Here is an 18,868-nt window from a genome sequence, read left to right as displayed (position 1 = left end):
CCTCTCCACGCCCTATCCATTTTTTAATTTCATACGGAGGTCCTTCTTACCTGATCTCGCTCGAAAACCATCAAGAGCTCCCTGCATAATTAAACTACTTCGTCTCCGCTTACTATCTTGGTTCTTTACAATTACACGGACATGATATTCAAATACCTTCCACAGTACATGAAGAAAAGCACTAAATCTCGCAAGAAACCCTTCATTCCTAAGTATCATCAAGTATGCATTTCGAATATTATAATAAGCAAAGAAAGGTGCTACTTCTTTAGAAGAAGATGCACTTGAAACCTTATGGTAAACAATAGACTGTGGTACATAAATGACTTTCCATCCATTTCTGGCTGCTCGAATATTCCAATCAGTATCTTCGTAATAAAGAAAGTAATCTTCCTCTAGATAACCAATTGAATCAATTAATTCTCTTCTGAATAAAAGACTACATCCCACAATGTATTTTACAAGCTTCACTTCATCGTATTGTCCATGATCCTTTTCCTTATAACCAATGTGATGAGTTGAACCCGAATAGCAATTAACCTCCCCACCAGCAAACCAAAGTAGGCCAGTATCAGCGAAGTAAATCTTTGATCCTACTATTCCAATCTGTTTATCGTTTTCGATAACGTCAATCAGCGGTTGAAGAGCAAGTTCATCGACTGTTGTATCGTTATTTAACAGCCAGATGTACTCGTACCCATCTTCATAAGCTTGCTTAATACCCTTATTATTTCCACCAGCAAAACCGAGATTTCCACCAGATTGTATAAACGTTACATTAGTTGAAAAACCATTGTTTTCATATATTTGGATGAGTTTCTCATAAGAACCGTCGCCCGATAGATTGTCCACAATGTATACATGAAAAGGCTCGTAGTCGAGTTTTTCTAATGACTTCAGACATTCTGAAGTATCCTCATAACTTTTCCAATTCAACAAGATAATGGCCACAGACTTTTTACTATTGATCACCATTTATGTCCCCCATTTTAGCTGTCATACAAGCCGACAAAGCCTCTTTCCAACGTCGAGGTGCCATTCCAGCTCGCCTCAACTGCTCATGATTGAGCACTGAATACGCCGGTCTTTTTGCCATTAGCTGATCTGGTATAATGCGTTCAAGCTTCTTTTCTTTACCTGCCAACTCTAATACAGCTGATGCAAATTCATATCGAGAACACGAGCCACTGTTAGTCATATGATAAGTGCCGAATTTTTTTGTCTCCATCAATTTCACTACTGTATAAACCAAATCTTCTGTATATGTTGGACTACTAACCTGAACATCAACTATACCGATCGTCTCCTGTATTTTCGCGGCTTCTAATAGATTCACAAAGTAATTATCCCCCGCACACCCGTATACCCAGGAGGTTCGAATAATGTAATGAGCTTCGAGTGTTTTCTTTATCGCATTTTCACCAGCAAGTTTACTTCTGCCATAAATGTTAACCGGATTAGGAAGGTCGTCTTCTGTATAAGGTACTCTTGACTCCCCATCGAAAACATAATTTGTGCTGATATGAACAAGCTCTGCATTTATTTCTCTTGTCACTTCTGCTAATCGCTTAACAGCATTCTCATTAACCTCAAAGACAAGTTCTTGCTCCCATTCTGCTTGATCCACATTTGTATAAGCAGCGCAGTTCACGATTATATTAGGCATAACCTCTTTGCATTTCTTCAGGACACTATCATATTGAGTAATATCAAGCTCATTTCTCGTATAGAAAAAAACTTCATAAGGTAATGTTCGCAACACACGCACAAACTCTTTTCCCACCTGTCCCCCTGCTCCTAAAACCATGATTTTTTTGACAGGTTGATCAAAAGACTCTGCTTGCTTTATTTCATGAATGTCCATCATTTCACACAACTTCTCAAAAAATTATTCGGCCATAGAAAATAGCAATAATGCGTTTTATTCCAGTCTCTTCTCATCATATACTCCTTCTTACCTCTACTTAATTAAAGCCGTTTCTCTTCCAAAAAGTGGGCTGAAGTCAATATTCTGTACAAGAAGATTAGCTCTTGCAAGTGAAGCATGTGTACCTGCGTCTGTCCAATACCCTTCAAGCGTATTAAATGTTAACGCCCCTCGAGCAATATAAGCATTATTCACATCCGTAATTTCAAGCTCACCTCTTCCGGATGGAATAAGGGTATCGATAATATCGAATACACTTGAATCGAACATATAAATGCCCGTTACGGCATATTTAGATTTCGGAACTTTTGGCTTCTCATCTATTGAAACAATGTAATCTCCAATAATTTCTGGAACACCAAATCGCTCGGGATCTTCTACTTCTTTAATTAACAACTTTGCACCTTCGCCTTGTGTGATATAGCTTTGAACATAAGATGAAATACTATCCTGAAATATATTGTCTCCTAGAATAACGACCATGGGTTGATTATGTGCAAAGGTTTTCGCTAACCCTAGGGCTTCCGCAATGCCTCCTGCTTGATCTTGAACGCGGTAAGTGATGCTAACATCGAATTCTGCTCCGCTGCCTAGTAAATTCACGACGTCACCCATATGTTCTCGCCCGGTAACGATTAAGATGTCTTCAATTCCTGCTTCCTTCAACTTGTAAATAGAGTGGTAAATCATTGGGAATTTCCCAACAGGTAATAAGTGTTTATTCGTTACTTTTGTTAATGGATATAAACGAGACCCCGTTCCACCAGCGAGTATAATGCCTTTCATATTCCGCTCACCTCATTAGTATAATTTTAATTCCTCTTACTTAATAAGCGCCCTTACGCTTAAGAACGGCCGTAAACGTTCCTAATATAATTTTCAGATCCAGTTTAAGTGACTGGTTATATACATAGAACAATTCAACATCTACACGCTCTGGGTACCCCACCGCACTTCTTCCACTAATTTGCCAATATCCTGTCATTCCTGGTTTTACCGAGAGAAACACATTCTGTTTAGTGCCATACTCCTGAAGTTCTTCATTTACAATTGGTCTCGGACCAACTAGACTCATCTCACCTTTTAATACATTGAGTAGCTGTGGTATTTCATCTAGACTGGTCTTTCTCATAAAGCGACCTATTCTTGTAATTCGTGGGTCCTCTTCAGGCCCGAGTTTGAAGTTATTTTCTACATATTTCTGATAAAGAAGTTCATCACTTCTCAACACCTGTTCAGCATCCCTAACCATCGAACGGAATTTGTAGATATAAAATAACTTTCCTTCCTTTCCGTATCTTCGTTGTTTGAAAAGAATTGGCCCTGGATCAAAAATATACGTCAGCATTAGTATGACGAGTAAGGGTGATAGTAGAATAAGGGCAATCAGTGCAGCAACTATATCCGTGAGTCGCTTGACTGCATAGTATCCTGGTGATAACTGAACGGGTTTCACCTGTTCAGGAGTCGGAAAGGATTTCACCGCTTCCATTTCAAAATTAGACTTAGCCACTGATTTACCATCCTCCTACTTGTAAATTGGAAAGAGCTTGATAGATTACACATGCACGATCGTTCTTATTAAAGAACAACCATGCATGACTCCTCTCATTACCTTGAAAACTCACAATGAGCTTCTATATCTTCCCATGTGAGATAGAGGCGCTCAATATCCTCTTCGACCAATTCAATTCCCGTTTGAACTTCGATAAATTCCATATCTGATAGCGCCTTAAGACCATGGTTACTACCCACTGGTACTTCTAAAACATCTCCCGCTTTAACTAAGCGAATTTCATCATTTATGGCAAATAGTCCTTCTCCCTTTAGAATTGTCCACACTTCACTTCGCCGTCCATGTCTTTGGTAACTAATGTTTTTCCCAGCGAAAACACCAATTCTCTTGGTAAGCACTTCATTCCCTTCAGAATAAGTTACATGATCAAGGACCCTATACCACCCCCATCGTCGTTCTTCAAACATTGGCCTCTGCACCAGATCTTTAATTAAATCCTTTACTCGAGGACTCGATGATTTATCTGTTACTAAAATACCATCAGGACTGACGGCAACGACTGCATTTTGGATACCTAGAACTGTAACAGGGATATCAAGTTCATTTACAATATGCGTGTTTGATGATTCATCACAAATTTTCCCTTTTCCAATTTGTAGAGTAGACATTTCTTCGGTCAGAGTATTCCACGTGCCAAGATCTTTCCAACTCCCTGAGTATGGTAAAGCGATGATCTTCTCAGCTTTTTCTACCACCTCATAGTCAAAGCTTGTTTTCAAGAGACGACTATATTGTTTGGAAAGTTCTTCGTAATGAATAGGAAGCCCTTTTTGAACAAGCAAATTGATAATGTAATCCAGTTTAAAAGCAAAAACACCACAGTTCCATAAGGCTTTCTGTTGGATTAACCCTTCCGCTTCAGTCTCAGATGGTTTTTCCTTAAAATGACTTACAGTTAGACCGCTAGTACCTGGTTTTTGAGGAAGCTCTGGAATAATATACCCGTATTTTGAGGAAGGATAGGTTGGTTCCACCCCTAACAACGCAAGTTCCGCATCCGATTTCTTCAGCACCTCTTCTAATTCTTTCACCTTACGAAAGAAATTATCGTGCACATACGGATCAACCGGAAGTACACCGATTACTTCATTCAATCCTACACCGGCAATCGAATATAAATATGTTGCGGCTAATGCAATAGCTGGAAATGTATCTCTTCTCTCTGGTTCGATTATCAAAGGAACGCTCCCACCAAGCTGATTTTGAATCATATCAACCTGACTCTTACTCGTTGCCACAAAGGCTGATTCATCTAAATTCACTGCTTTAAGTTGCTTCCATACCCTCTGAACCATAGACTCCATGCCACCCTGTCGATTCTTAAGTACTTTTAGAAATTGCTTAGATCTTGAATCATTCGATAATGGCCACAATCGTTTTCCAGACCCTCCAGATAACAATACAAGCTTCATATTCGCGCCCCTTTCTGTATATAAATATATATGAACCGTTCTTCATCTAGGTTGTTTGTATTCTCCAAAGAGAACAACAACTTAGAAAAAAGGACGTTATCATTGTGGACCGTAATAATAAAATGTTTTGTCCCTACGCTTATTTTTGCGATTTAACACTACACCTAATAATTTTGCCTTCGCGTGCACTAGTGCTTCTTTCGCCTGATTGGCCGAATCCAGCTCCGTTTTTCCACTGTTAACAACTAAAATAGAACCGTGGCATCGATTGGCCATGATTTGCGCATCAGATACGATTAATACTGGCGGTGTATCTACCAATACAATATCGTAATGCCGACAAGCTTCTTTAAGAAGTTGTTCCATTTGTGGTGAAGCTAGTAATTCAGAAGGATTCGGAGGAATTGGTCCGCTTGTCAATATATCAAGGTTAGGAACAGCTGTAGATATGACAGCTCCTCTAAGCGAAAGCTGGCTTGTTAATACATTGGTCAGTCCCTTTGTATTATGTCTTTGGAAAGAATAGTGGACTGAGGGCTTCCTTGTATCTGCGTCAACGATTAATACTTTCTTCTCTTGTTGCGCCATTACAACACCAAGGTTGGTAATTGTAGTTGTTTTTCCCTCACCAGACATGGGGGATGTGACCATATAAGTTTGCATAGTCTCGTTAATAGAAGTGAAATGTATATTTGTACGAATTGTTCTATACTGTTCTGATATTGGTGATTTAGGATTTAGATGGGTTACAAGCTTATGACTTCGTTGTTCGTTATGTTTTTTATGAACCACTCATCTTACCTCCCACGTCCTTTTTCTTTGTTTTCATTTGCGCTACAGTTGACGTAATTCCAGTTTCGTTTATCGTTGTAATCGAACCTAATGCTGGAAGTCCAAGTTTATTCTCAATATCTGCTTCTGTTTTAATAGTGTTATCAAAATAATCTCTTGTAAAAGCAATGCCAATCCCAAGAAATAGACCTGCTAGTCCTGCAACCACAACATTTAAAGCTGGCTGAGGTTTAATGGGTTCGGGATTTGGTTTAACCATTGCCGGGTACAAAACGTTTACATTATCGACTTTCATTACTTTTTTAATTTCACTCTCAAATACTTTGGTGATCGAATTTGCGATATTGGCTGCTGTTTCTTGATTTTCATCCTCAACTGAAATGACAACAACTTGTGAATCCTCTTGACTCGAAACAGCTACTTGTTCATATAGAACTTCAAAATCTCGATTTAGATCAAGTTCCTTAATAACTTTTTCTAAGATAAGCGGGCTTTTCATAATGACACTATACGTATTGATTAATTCAAGATTTGATTTCACAACATTCACATCAAAAATATTTTCTGAATCAGCTTGGTTTACTAGAATCTGTGTTGATGACTGGTAAATTGGCGTAATAGCAAATTTCGAAACAACTCCACTAATCACCATCGCCACAATAGTGATCGCCACGATCATGACAAGATGCTTTTTGACCATTCTATACAAGTCTCTTAAATTCAACTTTTCTTCCATCACTGCCTCCATCCATTGTTAACATTCACTTTTAGTATAATCCGTTCTTTAAAAAGAACACACTAACAAAAAAATTGATCGTGAAACCAGGATTTGCTATAAATACCCTTTCAAGATCAGTCATACACAAACAACCACTATTTCGTTCTTTTTAATGAACTTAATGCTATTATAGTGTTTTTTATATAAAACACAAGTGTTATTTTTCTATTACAATTAGATAATTAAAGGCTTATTCTCTCTTTTCCTTCAATTTTCTTTACTAATCATTGTTTTGAAAATATATGGAAATGAATCTTATTTTGAACTAATTTAACAACCATACGATTCAAACAACTTGTTCCATTAGAGGTACCTTTTGAGGTCAAGAACTGCGATAAGTCCCAGGAAGGCATCTCCGATTACAAAGATTTCAAGAAAAATTTAAACCGGTTGTTTACCATACTCACAACCGGTTTAATCACCATTTTAATATCCCATTTTTAGTCTAAGAACATCTCATAGATCTCATCATCAACTTCAAAGTCTACGGCAGCTGGTCCACCAAAAATCGTGAACGTGTTCGTACCATAGTCTTCAAAGAGATTTTTCGCAGGAGTGGACAGTTTGTTTGGTCTTGTTAAGATCACTGGTTCTTCATTAACCGCTGCATGCACGGATCCTGTTAGCGCATCAGCGAAGCCAAGACCCGTTGCTAGATTCACAGATTGTAAGCGAACGTCCAGCTCTTTTGCGACATTTACAGATGTTTCATAACGATCTGATCCTGCAATACGCTCTCCGTCTGGAAGTTGATCAACGACACTGTCTGAGATAACAGCCGGTCCACCGATGGCGTACGAATCGCTGTAGTTTTGAAGCGCGTCGCTCGTGGCTTCCGGAATGTCGTTTGATTTCGTTAAGAGAATCGGACTTCCTTCCATCGCGGCAATTGAAGCAATGGATAGTGCGTCGGGATAGTTACCACCGTACGTGACATAAGCTGTTTCGCTTGTTGTGTCGAGCTCGTCAGCAATTTTTGCTGCCGTATCATAGCGGTCATTACCTGCGATACGATTTACCTTCATCGAAAGATCGTATTTTAATTTGCTCTCTACCTTTTTGGATACTGCATTTTCCCCGCCGATAATCGTTACTTCTTCTACGCCAAAGTAGTCAAATGCATTGAGAACATCATCTGGGATTCGATCTGTTTTCGTTAAAAGAATTGGCGCATCTTTTGCATAGGCTAGTGGTGCACCTGCAAGAGCGTCTGGAAAATCTGATCCGGTTGCAAGGACCACGTGTGGCGCTTCATTTTCTCGAAACGTTTCTTTGGCGATTTCAACAGCTGTATCGTAGCGGTTAAAACCGTAAATGCGATCAGAGAAAAGCATCCCTTCCCCGAACGTCTGGAAATAATATGTCTCACCGTTATCTACGTTGTTAAGGTCTTTAATAACAAAATAGTACGTTCCTGGCTTCAGGTGATCAAAACTTCCTTTGTACAGTTCAATGTTCTCTTCACTATCTGGCGTCATTTTCTCGAAGTTCTGATCATAGACATCCACTTGAAACTGAAGAGGTGAATCCAATGTATCTGTTCCAGCGAAAAAATCAAGTCGCTGTTCCTCCCTGATTTCTAGTTTATAAATATCTTGATCATGATCTGTTAAAGTTCCAGCCGCTATGTAATCGATGCCCGTTTCACGTGCATCCTTAAACTCATTATTTGGCTCCATTTCCCCGATAAAGCCTTTAATGTCAAAGGGTGCTTTAGCGCTCGGCTGAGGCTGTTCTGCGCTACCTGTTTCTGCAGAAGCTGACTGACCGATTAAGCTTCCTGCGAGTAAAAGTGATGTTAGGATCCCGAATGCTCTCTTCATTAGTATGTATTCCCCCGGTATTCTCTGATTTATGCCTGTGTTGTCTCTCTCCACCTCCTGTTATGTTCATTGCACGTGTTTGAGTATAACAAGAAAGTGGGAGAATAATCCAGAGGGTGTAGGTATAATGTCGTGTGGGGTCAGGCACGTGCCTGACCCCGCTCAAAGACAAAAAAGACGGTTAGCTCATGCTAACCGTCCATTTTTTACTCAAACATCTCCCAAATCTCATCCTCCACGTCTTCACTAATCGCATTCGGTCCACCGAAGATCGTGAAGAAGAATGTATCTTTATCCATAAATAGTTTTTTAACTTCCTTAGGAAGCTCGTTCTTTCTCGTTAGGAGAACGGGCTCGTAGAAGTTTGCGGCAAGGACGGATCCGGAAAGAGCATCTGCGAAGTTTTCACCCGTTGCGAGGTTAACTGCATACCCCGACGTATCGAGCTGCTTTGCCACCTGAACAGATGTATCATAGCGGTTTTCTCCTGAGATCCGCTTTGGATGTGGGAGCTTGTTGAAGACCGTATTGCTGACAACGGCCGTTCCGCCAATAACGTATGTGTCATTGTAATTTTTTAATGCTTTTGCTGTTACAGCTGGAATTTCTTTTGTTTTTGTTAATAAAATTGGACTTCCCTGTGCAGCCGCAATGGAGGCGACAGATAACGCATCTGGGAAGTTTCCTCCGTAGGTGACAAACGCTGTATCACTGAAATAAGGATCGATTTGTTTAGCAATTTTGGCAGCTGTTTCGTAGCGATCTTTTCCTTCAATACGATCGAATGTGATGCCCATTTTTGTGAGGGACTTTTCCACATTCTTTGATACAGCTGTTTGGCCACCAAGGATCGTGACGTGCTCTGTTCCAAAATAGGTTAGCGCTTCTTTCACAGAAGCTGGTAGCTCTTTCGTTTGGGTGAGAAGGATTGGCGCGCTATATTGATAAGCAAGTGGTGCTCCTGCAAGGGCATCAGGGAAGTTTTGTCCTGTCGCAAGAACAACGTGTCTGGTGTAGCCTTCTTCAAATCCTGTCTTGGCGATTTCAACCGCTGTCTCGTAACGGTCTTCGCCTGCGATTCTCATCACGATTGGATCATTGGAGTACGTGAAGGCGGAGAAATAGTAGTCTACGTTATTATTTTTATTAGCGGAATCCGTGACTCTGAAATAGTAGGTTCCAGGCTCAAGCTCCTCGATACCTCCGTAATAACCGTATTCGCCTTCTTCGTAATCAGGTGTGATTTTCTTCTGATTCTCATCATAAAGATCAACCCAAAGCTCCATTGTTGGCTCTTCTTCATCCGTACCTGCACCGAAAGATAGGGAGACTGGCTCGTCTGCTTCGACTTCGAATTTATAGAAATCTTGATCCTGATCGGTTAATTTACCGGTCATGACGTCATCATTTATATAGGAATTTGCTTCTTTGAAACTATTATTTGGTTCGACTTCAGAGATGTATTCCCAATCATCATAACCGTCGTTCATCGTCATTTTCTGCGCTTTTTTCATAAGCGCATCGTGGGTGGAGGCAGAGGCAACAGGCCCACCAATGAGGCTTCCTGCCAGGAGTGCGGTTGATACTAATCCAAGTACTTTTTTCATTCGGATCTTTTCCCCTATCATTCTCATTTTTTAAGCAAAACGAGCATATCCCCTGCTCCTTCATCACCCTTCCATTTCTTTACACTAAGAGGATTATATAGGAGAAACGAAGGTTGCGCTATAGGCTGTTTTTGTCGAATAGGAAGTTTTTTCTTCCACTAAATAAAAAGCTCAGACGTGGGCCTGAGCTTTTCGTAGATTTTAATCAAATAAGTGATTTATGTCTTGTTCAACGCCTACGCCAATGGCACTTTTTCCACCAAGAATCGTGTAGTATTCCGTTTCACTATCGCGGAAAAATGCTTTAGCTTGATCCGATAAACCGTTTTTCTTCGTTAACACTACCGGCTCAAAGCCGTTTGCTGCATAAATCGATCCCGTTAACGCATCGGCAAAGCCTGCTCCTGTTGCAAGCGTGACTGAGAACGCTGGGCCATAACGTTCTTCTACTACTTTCACAGATGTATCATAGCGATCAACGCCTGCAATTCGCTCTTTGCTAGGGAGCTTTTTCAAAACGTCGTTACTAATCACAGCTGGTCCGCCAATCGCAATCGATTCACTGTAATTTTTAAGTGCCTTCTCTGTTTCAACAGGAAGCGAATTTGTTTGAGTCAAAAGGATCGGACTGCCTTCAAGCGCTGCAATCGCTGCAACGGATAAAGCATCAGGATAATTCCCTCCGTACGTTACATAAGCTGAATCAAATGGAGATGGGCTAAGTTCAGCGGCGATTTTAGCTGCCGTGTCATAGCGATTCTCTCCTGCGATACGATCATAATCAATATTCATTTTCTTTAGCTCGGCTTCGACATCCTTCGAAATTGCCTTCGTGCCGCCAAGAATGGTGACGTGATCAACGCCGAAGTAAGTTAGAGCTTCTTTAACTTTAGCTGGAATCGATTTAGTTTGTGTTAATAGGATTGGTGCATCCATCTCGTAAGCAAGCGGTGCTCCAGCAAGGGCGTCAGGAAAATCGAGACCTGTTGCGAAAACAACTTCCGGAGTGTCGCCTTTTTCATAGTCGACTTTAGCGATTTTCACAGCCGTTTCGTAGCGGTCAGCCCCTTCAATTCTCATAATCTCCGTGTCAGTTGTAGCAGCTGAAGCAGCAGGAGCAAGCAAGCTTCCTGCGAGGATTGCGGTTGATAATAAACCAAGTGCCTTTTTCATTCGTTTCTTTTCCCCTATCATTCTCATATATGGTGCCATACGAGCATGTCCCCCTGCTCCTTCATCATCCTTCCGTTCAATAGCGCTAAGAGGATTATATATAGATTTTTGCCGCATAGCTATAGCATTTTTTGTCGAACGAAAAAGTTTTTTTACTAGACTCAGCCACGTGTCTGAGTCTTGCTTATTGATTAACCAACTAAAACATTTAAGTCTTCTCAACGCCTTCTCCAATAGCATCCTTACCATCAGGAATGCTATTCCCAAAGAGAATTTGAGCAGCTGGAGTGGCCCATTTATCCTTTTATAGAAGAGGCGTATTGAAGTTTGATTAGGTAGAAGGAACCTACTATACTCCTTATTTTGGTTAAAACTAGACTATCGATGTTATTTTCCAATCTATAAGGAAGGCATTACGTTCCATATCTTTCCTCAATTACCTGTATTATAATAGAGGTTAATTTATGGAGAGGAGTTTGCTAATGAAATTTGTACATGTCCTTGGTTCCCTCGTCCTTGCATCATGCTTTTATTTATTCGTCTTAGAGGACAATGCATCAGCAATGATGGACACGGGATCAAGAGGATCAGAAGTTCAGCACATGCAGTCAATTTTAGAGAAGCTCGATTACTTCCATACGACGCCAACGGGCTATTATGGATCGGTGACGAAAGAAGCGGTTCGTAATTTCCAGGCGGATTTTGGACTTAGCGCAGATGGCGTAGCGGGTACGAATACGCTGAACATGCTGAGTAATCTTGAGATGATCGCACATGTTGTTCATGGTGAATCTCGTGGTGAGCTCTATGAAGGTAAGGTTGCGGTCGCCGCTGTTATCTTGAATCGCGTTCAATCCTCTTCGTTTCCAGGGAGTACATACGGGGTAATTTATCAACAGAATGCGTTTACCGCTTTGAATGATGGCCAGTACTGGCTCACGCCTGATGCTTCTTCTTACCGCGCTGCGAAGGATGCTTACTTTGGATGGGATCCATCTGACGGTGCGACGTATTACTACAATCCGAGTGGCGTGTCGGATGAGTGGATTTATTCGCGTGATGTGATTAAGACGATTGGGCAGCATGTGTATGCGCGGTAGATGGCAATAGAGAGAGAATGAAAGAGATTTATAGAGGGAAAGCCACAAAGTCCGCGTGGGGCGGACTTTGTGGCTTTTTTGTTTGTGGAGGGGGTCAGGCGCGAGCCTGACCCCCTTCATTGATCTCTTCTTTGAAAGCAGTCGTAGTACCTCTTACAATGAGTGACGGCTTAAAGAGAACTCTTTCTCTTATAACAACCCGTTTATGTATTTCCTCAATCAACACATCAACAATCTTACGCCCCATTTCCTCAATAGGTTGAGAAATTGTTGTAAGGGCCGGCACGGTTGTCGTTGCTAAAATAGTGTTATCGAAACCAACTATTGATAAATCAGAAGGCACCTTAATTCCCAATTCTCTTGCTCCCTGAATCGCTCCAATAGCGATGAGGTCATTGCATGCGAAGATCGCTGTCGGAGGATGTTCACGTTGAAGCAACTCTTTAACGCACTTTGCACCATTTTCGAGAGAAGCCGTTGTTCTTAGCGTGTTCTCTTCTAAACATGTTACTCCAAAAGCTTCAAATGCATCTCGATACCCAAAAATCCTCATTCGACTACTATGAACGTCTTCACCGATAATGGCTATATTACGGTGACCAAGTGATATGAGATGTGAAGCGGCTTCATATCCGCCTTTGTAGTCATCGACGGATACCGTGGTTACATCAAGGGAAGGGTCATCAAAAGATAGCATAGCCAGCGGCACCTTATTTCTCTTTAATTCATCTAATAAACTTTTGTCTCGAAATCCAGAGGCGATAATTAAACCATCTACCTGTTTCCGCTGTAAAAGCTCAATGTATTTCTTTTCTTTCTCTGCTTGATCGTCTGTGCTACACATAATGACGCTCATTCCTCGATCATGAGCGCGATCCTCTATCGTTCTTGCCATTTCTGAAAAGAATGGATTTGAAATGTCCGGCACCAAGAGCCCTAGAGTTTCCGTTCGTTTTCCTGTTAAAGCAGAGGCTACTACGCTTGGATGATAGTTTAGCTCCTTCATCGTCTCAAGTACTTTTACACGCGTCGCTTCACTAATTTTACCGGTATGGTTAATAACCTTAGAAACCGTTGCAATTGAGACACCTGCTGCTTTCGCTACATCATAGATTGTCGCTTTCATCAGTTCCCCTCCTTTCTTTCCAAACTTCCCTGTTCTTCTATTTTTCATCATACCATTTATGTAGTGTGTTTGGCTTCTAGGAAAAGCTATGCTAAAAGCAGGCTGAACGCTCAGCCTGCTTAAACGATACCCGTATGCGCCTTATTTTTAACAAGTTCACGCTTCTCAAAGGATTCCTTACAAGCATAGCCAAGCCTTGTGGATTCTACGCCATCTTGAACTGTCACGGCTGGCTTTCGGCCTTCGAGAATACAAGATATAAATTCTTCTACCTCACTACGATAGGCCTGCTCGAAACGTTCAAGAAAACCATCAACGCACTCTTGTACCGCTCCCAACTCGTTAAAGAGAACCACTTGATTACGTTCAGGGACGGTTCCTATTCGAAGGCTTCCCTTCGTCCCAATGATTTCGGTTTCGATATGATAACCATGAGCACAATTCCGCCCAGCTAGAAAAACACCAATTGCGTTGTTCTCAAATCGAACCATGGCAGCACCTGTTTCAGCATCTTGAAGGGCATCGAATTCTTTTCGCTCATAGCCTCCGCCGATCGCCCAAACTTCTTTCCCTTCTGTTCCAAGATACCACCGTGCGAGGTCAAGGTCATGAATCGCCATATCTATAAATAGTCCTCCGCTATAGTTAGCTTCAGCAAATTGAAGGAAACTTTCTATTTTAGCAGCTGGATCAAGACCGTAGCAGCGAATAAAAATCGGATCTCCAATCTCACCGCGATCGATCTTTTCTTTAGCAGCCAAATACGATTTATCATAGCGACGCATAAATCCAAGCATAAACACTTGATTTGGGTGTGCTTTTACAGCTTTTTCAACGTCAATTGCTTCTTCTAAATATAATCCCAATGGTTTCTCACTGAATACGTGAAAGCCGGCTTCAAGTGCTAACTGGATTTGGTTGCAATGAAACCCAGATGGAGACGCAATAAAGATCGCATCCAGCTCTTTGTTCTTGAGCATTTCTTCATAGGTGGTGTAGCCATATGGAATCTTCCATTTAGACTGAACTTCCCACACTTCTTCTTCAACCACACTGCAGATGGCGGTTAACTCACAATGAGGAATGCGAAAAGCTAAATTTTCTGCGTGTTGTCTGCCAAGTCGTCCGAGCCCTACGATGCCAACTTTTACTTTTTCCATATGATCCCCCTTACACTCCTGCAGTTTCTTTCAAATACTGGCGCGCCATAAGAGCGTATTCAAATGGATTGGCAATTGCAGGATCTTGTTCTGCCTCGACGAGAAGCCAGCCTGTATAATCTGATTCGCCAATGCTTTTCAGAACCGGTTCAAAATCAATATCACCGTTACCTGGAACGGTAAACACTCCTTCTTTCACTGCCTGGAGAAAGCTGAGCTTTTCTTCTTTCACGCGATTGGCGATCGGATTGCGCACATCTTTCAGATGAACATGATGAACGCGATGCTGAAATTTCTTCAACACGTCAAGCGGGTTTTCATCTGAAAAATACAAATGACCTGTATCATAAAGAAGATGAACTTTCTCAGGATCAGTCATCTCCATCAGTCGATTGATTTCATCCGCTGTCTGAATACCTGTTCCCATGTGATGATGAAAAACAAGCTTCATCCCCTTTTCATGTGCCAGTTCCCCGAGCCGTTCGAGACCTGAAGCAAGTCGTCCCCATTCTTGATCTAAAAAGGACGGCTTATGCTCAAAGAGCGGAATGTCCTGACCCTGAATGCTTTTTCCTTGTTCTGATACGACGATTACCTTCGCTCCCATTTCATGAAGAAAATCGCGATGCTCAAGGAAGGATTTTTCCGTTATTTCATATGGTTTTGTTGTGAGGTAAGTACTGAACCATGCGCTTACAATTTCGATATTTCGTATGGATAAAGCTCGCTTTAATACATGCGGGTCTCTAGGATATTTATTGCCAATCTCCGTTCCAGAAAAACCCGCTAACGCCATTTCACTGACGCATTGTTCAAATGTAATTTCTTTCCCAAGCTCCGGCATATCATCATTTGTCCATCCTATTGGCGCAATGCCTAGCTTTACACTGTTTTCACGAAACATGATTTCCCCCCTTAATAGCGACGTGCGATTTCTAGCTGTTTTTCCTTTTCTTTATAAGCTTGTTGGATCGCTTCTTTCTTCGACGTTTCAGCTACGCCAACGTGCCACCATGAGCCATAGCCAGCCGTCATCGTCTTAGGCAAAACTTTAATGTCAATAAGCGTTGAAACGTTCTGTTGCTTCGCATCTTCTATCGCTGTTTTCAGTTCATCCATCGTTCGAACAGAATAGGTTTTCACACCATATCCGCTTGCACTTTTCGCAAAATCAATTGGCATTAACTCACCTGTTAACTGCTGAGGATCCCGCTTCCGGAACTCAGTCCCAAAGCTCCCCATGCCGTTACCCATCTGCAAGTTATTAATACAGCCAAACCCAGCGTTATCAAAAAGAATGACGTTAATCTTAAGGCCTTCTTGTATGCTAGTAACTAGCTCGGAGTGGAGCATCATGTAGCTTCCGTCTCCAACCATGGCATACACTTCCTGATCTGGAGCTGCCATTTTTGCTCCAAGTGCTCCTGCAATCTCATATCCCATACAAGAATAACCATATTCCAGATGGTACGTGTTCGGGGTATGACTCACCCACATGCGCTGGAGATCTCCTGGCAAACTACCTGCTGCACCTACAACAATCGCATTTTCAGCAATAGAACGGTTAACCTCTCCTAGAACTGCTGTCTGTGTAAGTGAAGACTTAAGAACTTGTTGATACTCGGATAAATCAAGTTGACCATCTATTTCAGGTTGATAGTTTTCGTCTTCATAGTTCGTATTGTAAAGGCGTTCAAGTTCATCTTTCCATTCCGCTTTCGCTTGCTCAATCTGATTTCCATAAGCGCTGGAATAAGTTCCAAGATGATCATCTAATGCTTTAAGGGCCGTTTTGGCATCCGCCACTAAAGTTGTCGCATCGAATTTATTTGCATGATAATCTGATAGATTAATATTTAAAAAGGAAACATCGGTATGTTGGAAAAGCTGTTTGGATGACGTTGTAAAATCAGAAAAACGCGTACCTACTCCTATGACAAGATCTGCTTCTCTCGCCAAATCATTTGCTGCTTTGTTCCCTGTTACACCTACTCCACCAAGATTGTAAGAATGGGTGCTTTCTACAGCGCTTTTCCCTGCCTGTGTTTCAGCAAAAGGAATGTGATACTTTTCTGCAAATGCTTTTAATGTATCGCCTGCTTCAGAATAGCGGACACCACCACCACAAATAATAAGCGGCTTCTTTTTTGAACGAATCAATTGAACAGCTTCATTTAGTTCTGTTTCACTTGGCTGTTTTCGATTTAAACGATGTACCCTTTTCTTAAAGAAGCTCTCCGGATAATCATATGCTTCCCCCTGAACATCTTGAGGAAGAGCAATCGTAACAGCACCTGTTTCTGCAGGGTTTGTTAAGACACGCATGGCGTTTAACATCGCAGTCATCAGCTGTTCTGGCCTCGTAATTCTATCCCAATATTTGCTCACAGGACGATAGGCATCATTCGTCGTGATGCTTGCATCATGTGCTTGTTCAACCTGCTGTAATACTGGATCTGGCTGACGTGAAGCAAAAGTGTCTCCTGGTAGAAGAAGCAAAGGAACATTATTAGCAGTAGCAGTAGCGGCAGCTGTGATCATATTCGCTGCACCTGGACCCACTGATGAGGTACATGCGATCAGTTGCTTTTGACGTTTCTGTTTCCCAAATGCTGTCGCTGCATGCGCCATTCCCTGTTCGTTACGCCCTTGATAAACTTCTAGATCCCCAGAATCTTCTTCTAGAGCCTGACCGAGTCCAAGAACATTGCCGTGTCCAAAGATGGTGAAAATCCCTTTGAAGAGCTTCTGCTCCTCTCCGTCTCGATCCATATACTGTTGATCCAAAAATTTTATGAGTGCTTGAGCCATTGTCATTCTCAAATGATCACCTCCATGAAAATAAAGAAAAAATTAACTTAATAATGGATAACCCTTCATCAAGGAATAAAGCCGGACGGTTTGCACCTATCCGGCTATTCTTTTTATACCCAGCGTGTTGTAACTACTTTTTTGCGCGTGTAGAATTCCACTCCGTCAGAACCGTTAGCATGAAGATCACCATAGAACGAATCTTTCCACCCAGAGAATGGGAAGAAGGCCATTGGGGCCGGCACGCCAATGTTAATTCCAAGCATACCTGCATCAATCGTTTCACGGAATGTACGTACTTTACCTCCGTGGTTTGTGAACAGGCAAGCTCCGTTAGCGAAGCGGGATTGATTTGTTAGCTCTACCGCTTCTTCTAGATTTTTCACACGAGAAATCGAAAGAACCGGAGCAAATATTTCATCCTGCCAAATTTTCATTTCGCTCGTCACATTATCAAAAATGGTCGGTCCAACAAAATAACCTTCTCGCTGAATATCCTTATCCTTACGACCATCGCGAATCAGTTTCGCTCCTTCTTTTTCACCTGTTTCAATGTATTGAAGCGTCCGTTCTTTGTGCTGATCACGAATGACTGGTCCAAGGAAAACATCGTCCTCCAGGCCATTCCCAATTTTTATTTCGTTCGACTTCTGGACGAGAGTTTCGATAAACTGATCAGCTACACTTTCTTCTACAGCCACAACCGAGCAAGCCATGCAACGCTCACCAGCCGAACCGAAAGCGGCATTTAACACCTGCGTTGCTGCATTTTCTAAATTAGCATCTTCAAGAATAATCGAATGGTTTTTAGCACCTGCTAGCGCTTGAACACGCTTAAGGTTTTCTGTTCCTTTTTTGTACACGTATTCTGCCACTGGTTGAGAGCCGACGAACGAAATCGCTTTTACTTGTTTATGTTCAAGAAGACCGTTCACCACATCATGAGCGCCATGCACAATATTAAATACGCCTTTCGGAAGCCCTGCTTCTTCAAGAAGCTCTGCCAGACGATTAGCAAGGAGAGGCGTGCGTTCAGATGGCTTCATAATGAAAGTATTCCCAGTTGCGATAGCCATCGGAAACATCCAGCATGGGACCATCATTGGGAAATTAAATGGTGTAATGCCACCAACAACCCCAATTGGATAACGGTAAACACCTGACTCTAACCCTGTTGCAATTGACGGAAGCTGTGAGCCCATTGTTAATGTCGGAGCACCCGCAGCAAACTCCACACACTCAATGCCACGTTGTACTTCTCCCTTTGCTTCTTTCACATTTTTTCCGTTTTCAATTGTAATTAACTCAGCAAGCTGATCCCAGTTATCTACAAGGAGCTGCTGGTACTTAAATAGAATTCGTGCACGACGAGGTACTGGAACTTCACTCCATGTTTTGAATGCTTCCTTCGCAGTCGCTACTGCATGATCAAGGTCTTCCTTTGTGGAAATCGGAACTTCAGCAATGACTTCTCCTGTTGCCGGATTATATACCGGTTGATATTCCTTCGTTTTCGAATCAATCCATTCTCCACCTACATAGTTTTGAATTGTTTTTACCGCTGTTTTTGTCATATTATTTCC

General features: G+C 41.7%; 16 protein-coding genes. 1 reads left to right on the top strand and 15 read right to left on the bottom strand.

Annotation, left to right across the window (positions count from 1 at the left end):
* Positions 1–12: 12 nt before the first annotated feature.
* From IQ283_RS02015 to IQ283_RS01970, 10 genes are all read right to left on the bottom strand, one after another.
* The gene (locus IQ283_RS02015; RefSeq protein ID WP_194218490.1) at positions 13–975 is read right to left on the bottom strand and encodes a glycosyltransferase family 2 protein; all 963 of its coding nucleotides are present in this window, start codon (positions 973–975) and stop codon (positions 13–15) included.
* The gene (gene rfbD, locus IQ283_RS02010) at positions 962–1,867 is read right to left on the bottom strand and encodes a dTDP-4-dehydrorhamnose reductase (RefSeq protein ID WP_194218489.1); all 906 of its coding nucleotides are present in this window, start codon (positions 1,865–1,867) and stop codon (positions 962–964) included. Before rfbD ends, IQ283_RS02015 begins: the two co-directional genes overlap by 14 nt.
* A gap of 93 nt (positions 1,868–1,960) precedes the next feature.
* Positions 1,961–2,713 (bottom strand): sugar phosphate nucleotidyltransferase, encoded by a 753-nt coding sequence (locus IQ283_RS02005; RefSeq protein ID WP_194218488.1) that lies wholly within the window; start codon positions 2,711–2,713, stop codon positions 1,961–1,963.
* Positions 2,714–2,753: 40 nt separating this feature from the next.
* Positions 2,754–3,440, bottom strand: coding sequence for a sugar transferase (locus tag IQ283_RS02000; protein WP_408962557.1), 687 nt, complete (start codon positions 3,438–3,440; stop codon positions 2,754–2,756).
* Positions 3,441–3,538: 98 nt separating this feature from the next.
* Positions 3,539–4,915 carry a sugar phosphate nucleotidyltransferase gene (locus IQ283_RS01995; protein ID WP_194218487.1) on the bottom strand — a complete coding sequence of 459 codons (1,377 nt, stop codon included), beginning with the start codon at positions 4,913–4,915 and terminating at the stop codon, positions 3,539–3,541.
* 99 nt (positions 4,916–5,014) lie between these two features.
* On the bottom strand, positions 5,015–5,707 hold the full coding sequence (locus tag IQ283_RS01990; RefSeq protein ID WP_194218486.1) for a CpsD/CapB family tyrosine-protein kinase: 693 nt from the start codon (positions 5,705–5,707) through the stop codon (positions 5,015–5,017).
* Positions 5,697–6,443 carry a YveK family protein gene (locus tag IQ283_RS01985; RefSeq protein ID WP_194218485.1) on the bottom strand — a complete coding sequence of 249 codons (747 nt, stop codon included), beginning with the start codon at positions 6,441–6,443 and terminating at the stop codon, positions 5,697–5,699. The genes IQ283_RS01990 and IQ283_RS01985 overlap by 11 nt, the downstream gene beginning before the upstream one ends.
* 482 nt (positions 6,444–6,925) lie before the next feature.
* Positions 6,926–8,308: a cell wall-binding repeat-containing protein gene (locus tag IQ283_RS01980; protein ID WP_194218484.1), complete on the bottom strand. Its 1,383-nt coding sequence runs from the start codon at positions 8,306–8,308 to the stop codon at positions 6,926–6,928.
* A gap of 206 nt (positions 8,309–8,514) precedes the next feature.
* Entirely contained in the window at positions 8,515–9,915 is a 1,401-nt protein-coding gene (locus IQ283_RS01975) for a cell wall-binding repeat-containing protein (RefSeq protein WP_206759418.1), read from the bottom strand.
* A gap of 201 nt (positions 9,916–10,116) precedes the next feature.
* Entirely contained in the window at positions 10,117–11,127 is a 1,011-nt protein-coding gene (locus tag IQ283_RS01970) for a cell wall-binding repeat-containing protein (protein WP_194218482.1), read from the bottom strand.
* A gap of 443 nt (positions 11,128–11,570) precedes the next feature.
* Between IQ283_RS01970 and IQ283_RS01965 the strand changes: the two genes are divergently transcribed.
* Positions 11,571–12,188, top strand: coding sequence for a cell wall hydrolase (locus IQ283_RS01965; RefSeq protein ID WP_194218481.1), 618 nt, complete (start codon positions 11,571–11,573; stop codon positions 12,186–12,188).
* 94 nt (positions 12,189–12,282) lie between these two features.
* On the opposite strand, the gene IQ283_RS01960 is transcribed toward IQ283_RS01965, so the two are convergent.
* The 5 genes from IQ283_RS01960 to IQ283_RS01940 form a co-directional block, all read right to left on the bottom strand.
* Positions 12,283–13,314, bottom strand: coding sequence for a LacI family DNA-binding transcriptional regulator (locus IQ283_RS01960; protein ID WP_194218480.1), 1,032 nt, complete (start codon positions 13,312–13,314; stop codon positions 12,283–12,285).
* Positions 13,315–13,433: 119 nt separating this feature from the next.
* Positions 13,434–14,474 carry a Gfo/Idh/MocA family protein gene (locus IQ283_RS01955; protein WP_194218479.1) on the bottom strand — a complete coding sequence of 347 codons (1,041 nt, stop codon included), beginning with the start codon at positions 14,472–14,474 and terminating at the stop codon, positions 13,434–13,436.
* 10 nt (positions 14,475–14,484) lie between these two features.
* Positions 14,485–15,378, bottom strand: a complete 894-nt coding sequence (iolE, locus tag IQ283_RS01950) for a myo-inosose-2 dehydratase (protein ID WP_194218478.1) — start codon at positions 15,376–15,378, stop codon at positions 14,485–14,487.
* 11 nt (positions 15,379–15,389) lie between these two features.
* Positions 15,390–17,291, bottom strand: a complete 1,902-nt coding sequence (gene iolD, locus IQ283_RS01945) for a 3D-(3,5/4)-trihydroxycyclohexane-1,2-dione acylhydrolase (decyclizing) (protein ID WP_194219562.1) — start codon at positions 17,289–17,291, stop codon at positions 15,390–15,392.
* Between the two features lie 107 nt (positions 17,292–17,398).
* A complete protein-coding gene (locus IQ283_RS01940) occupies positions 17,399–18,859 on the bottom strand; it encodes a CoA-acylating methylmalonate-semialdehyde dehydrogenase (protein ID WP_194218477.1) in 1,461 nt (486 codons plus the stop codon).
* Positions 18,860–18,868 lie beyond the last annotated feature (9 nt).

This window comes from Pseudalkalibacillus hwajinpoensis, assembly GCF_015234585.1.
GTDB classification, from domain to species: Bacteria; Bacillota; Bacilli; order Bacillales; family Guptibacillaceae; genus Guptibacillus; species Guptibacillus hwajinpoensis_B.
The sequence above is the reverse complement of the archived record's forward strand: the minus strand, read 5'-3'. Positions and strand labels throughout refer to the sequence as shown.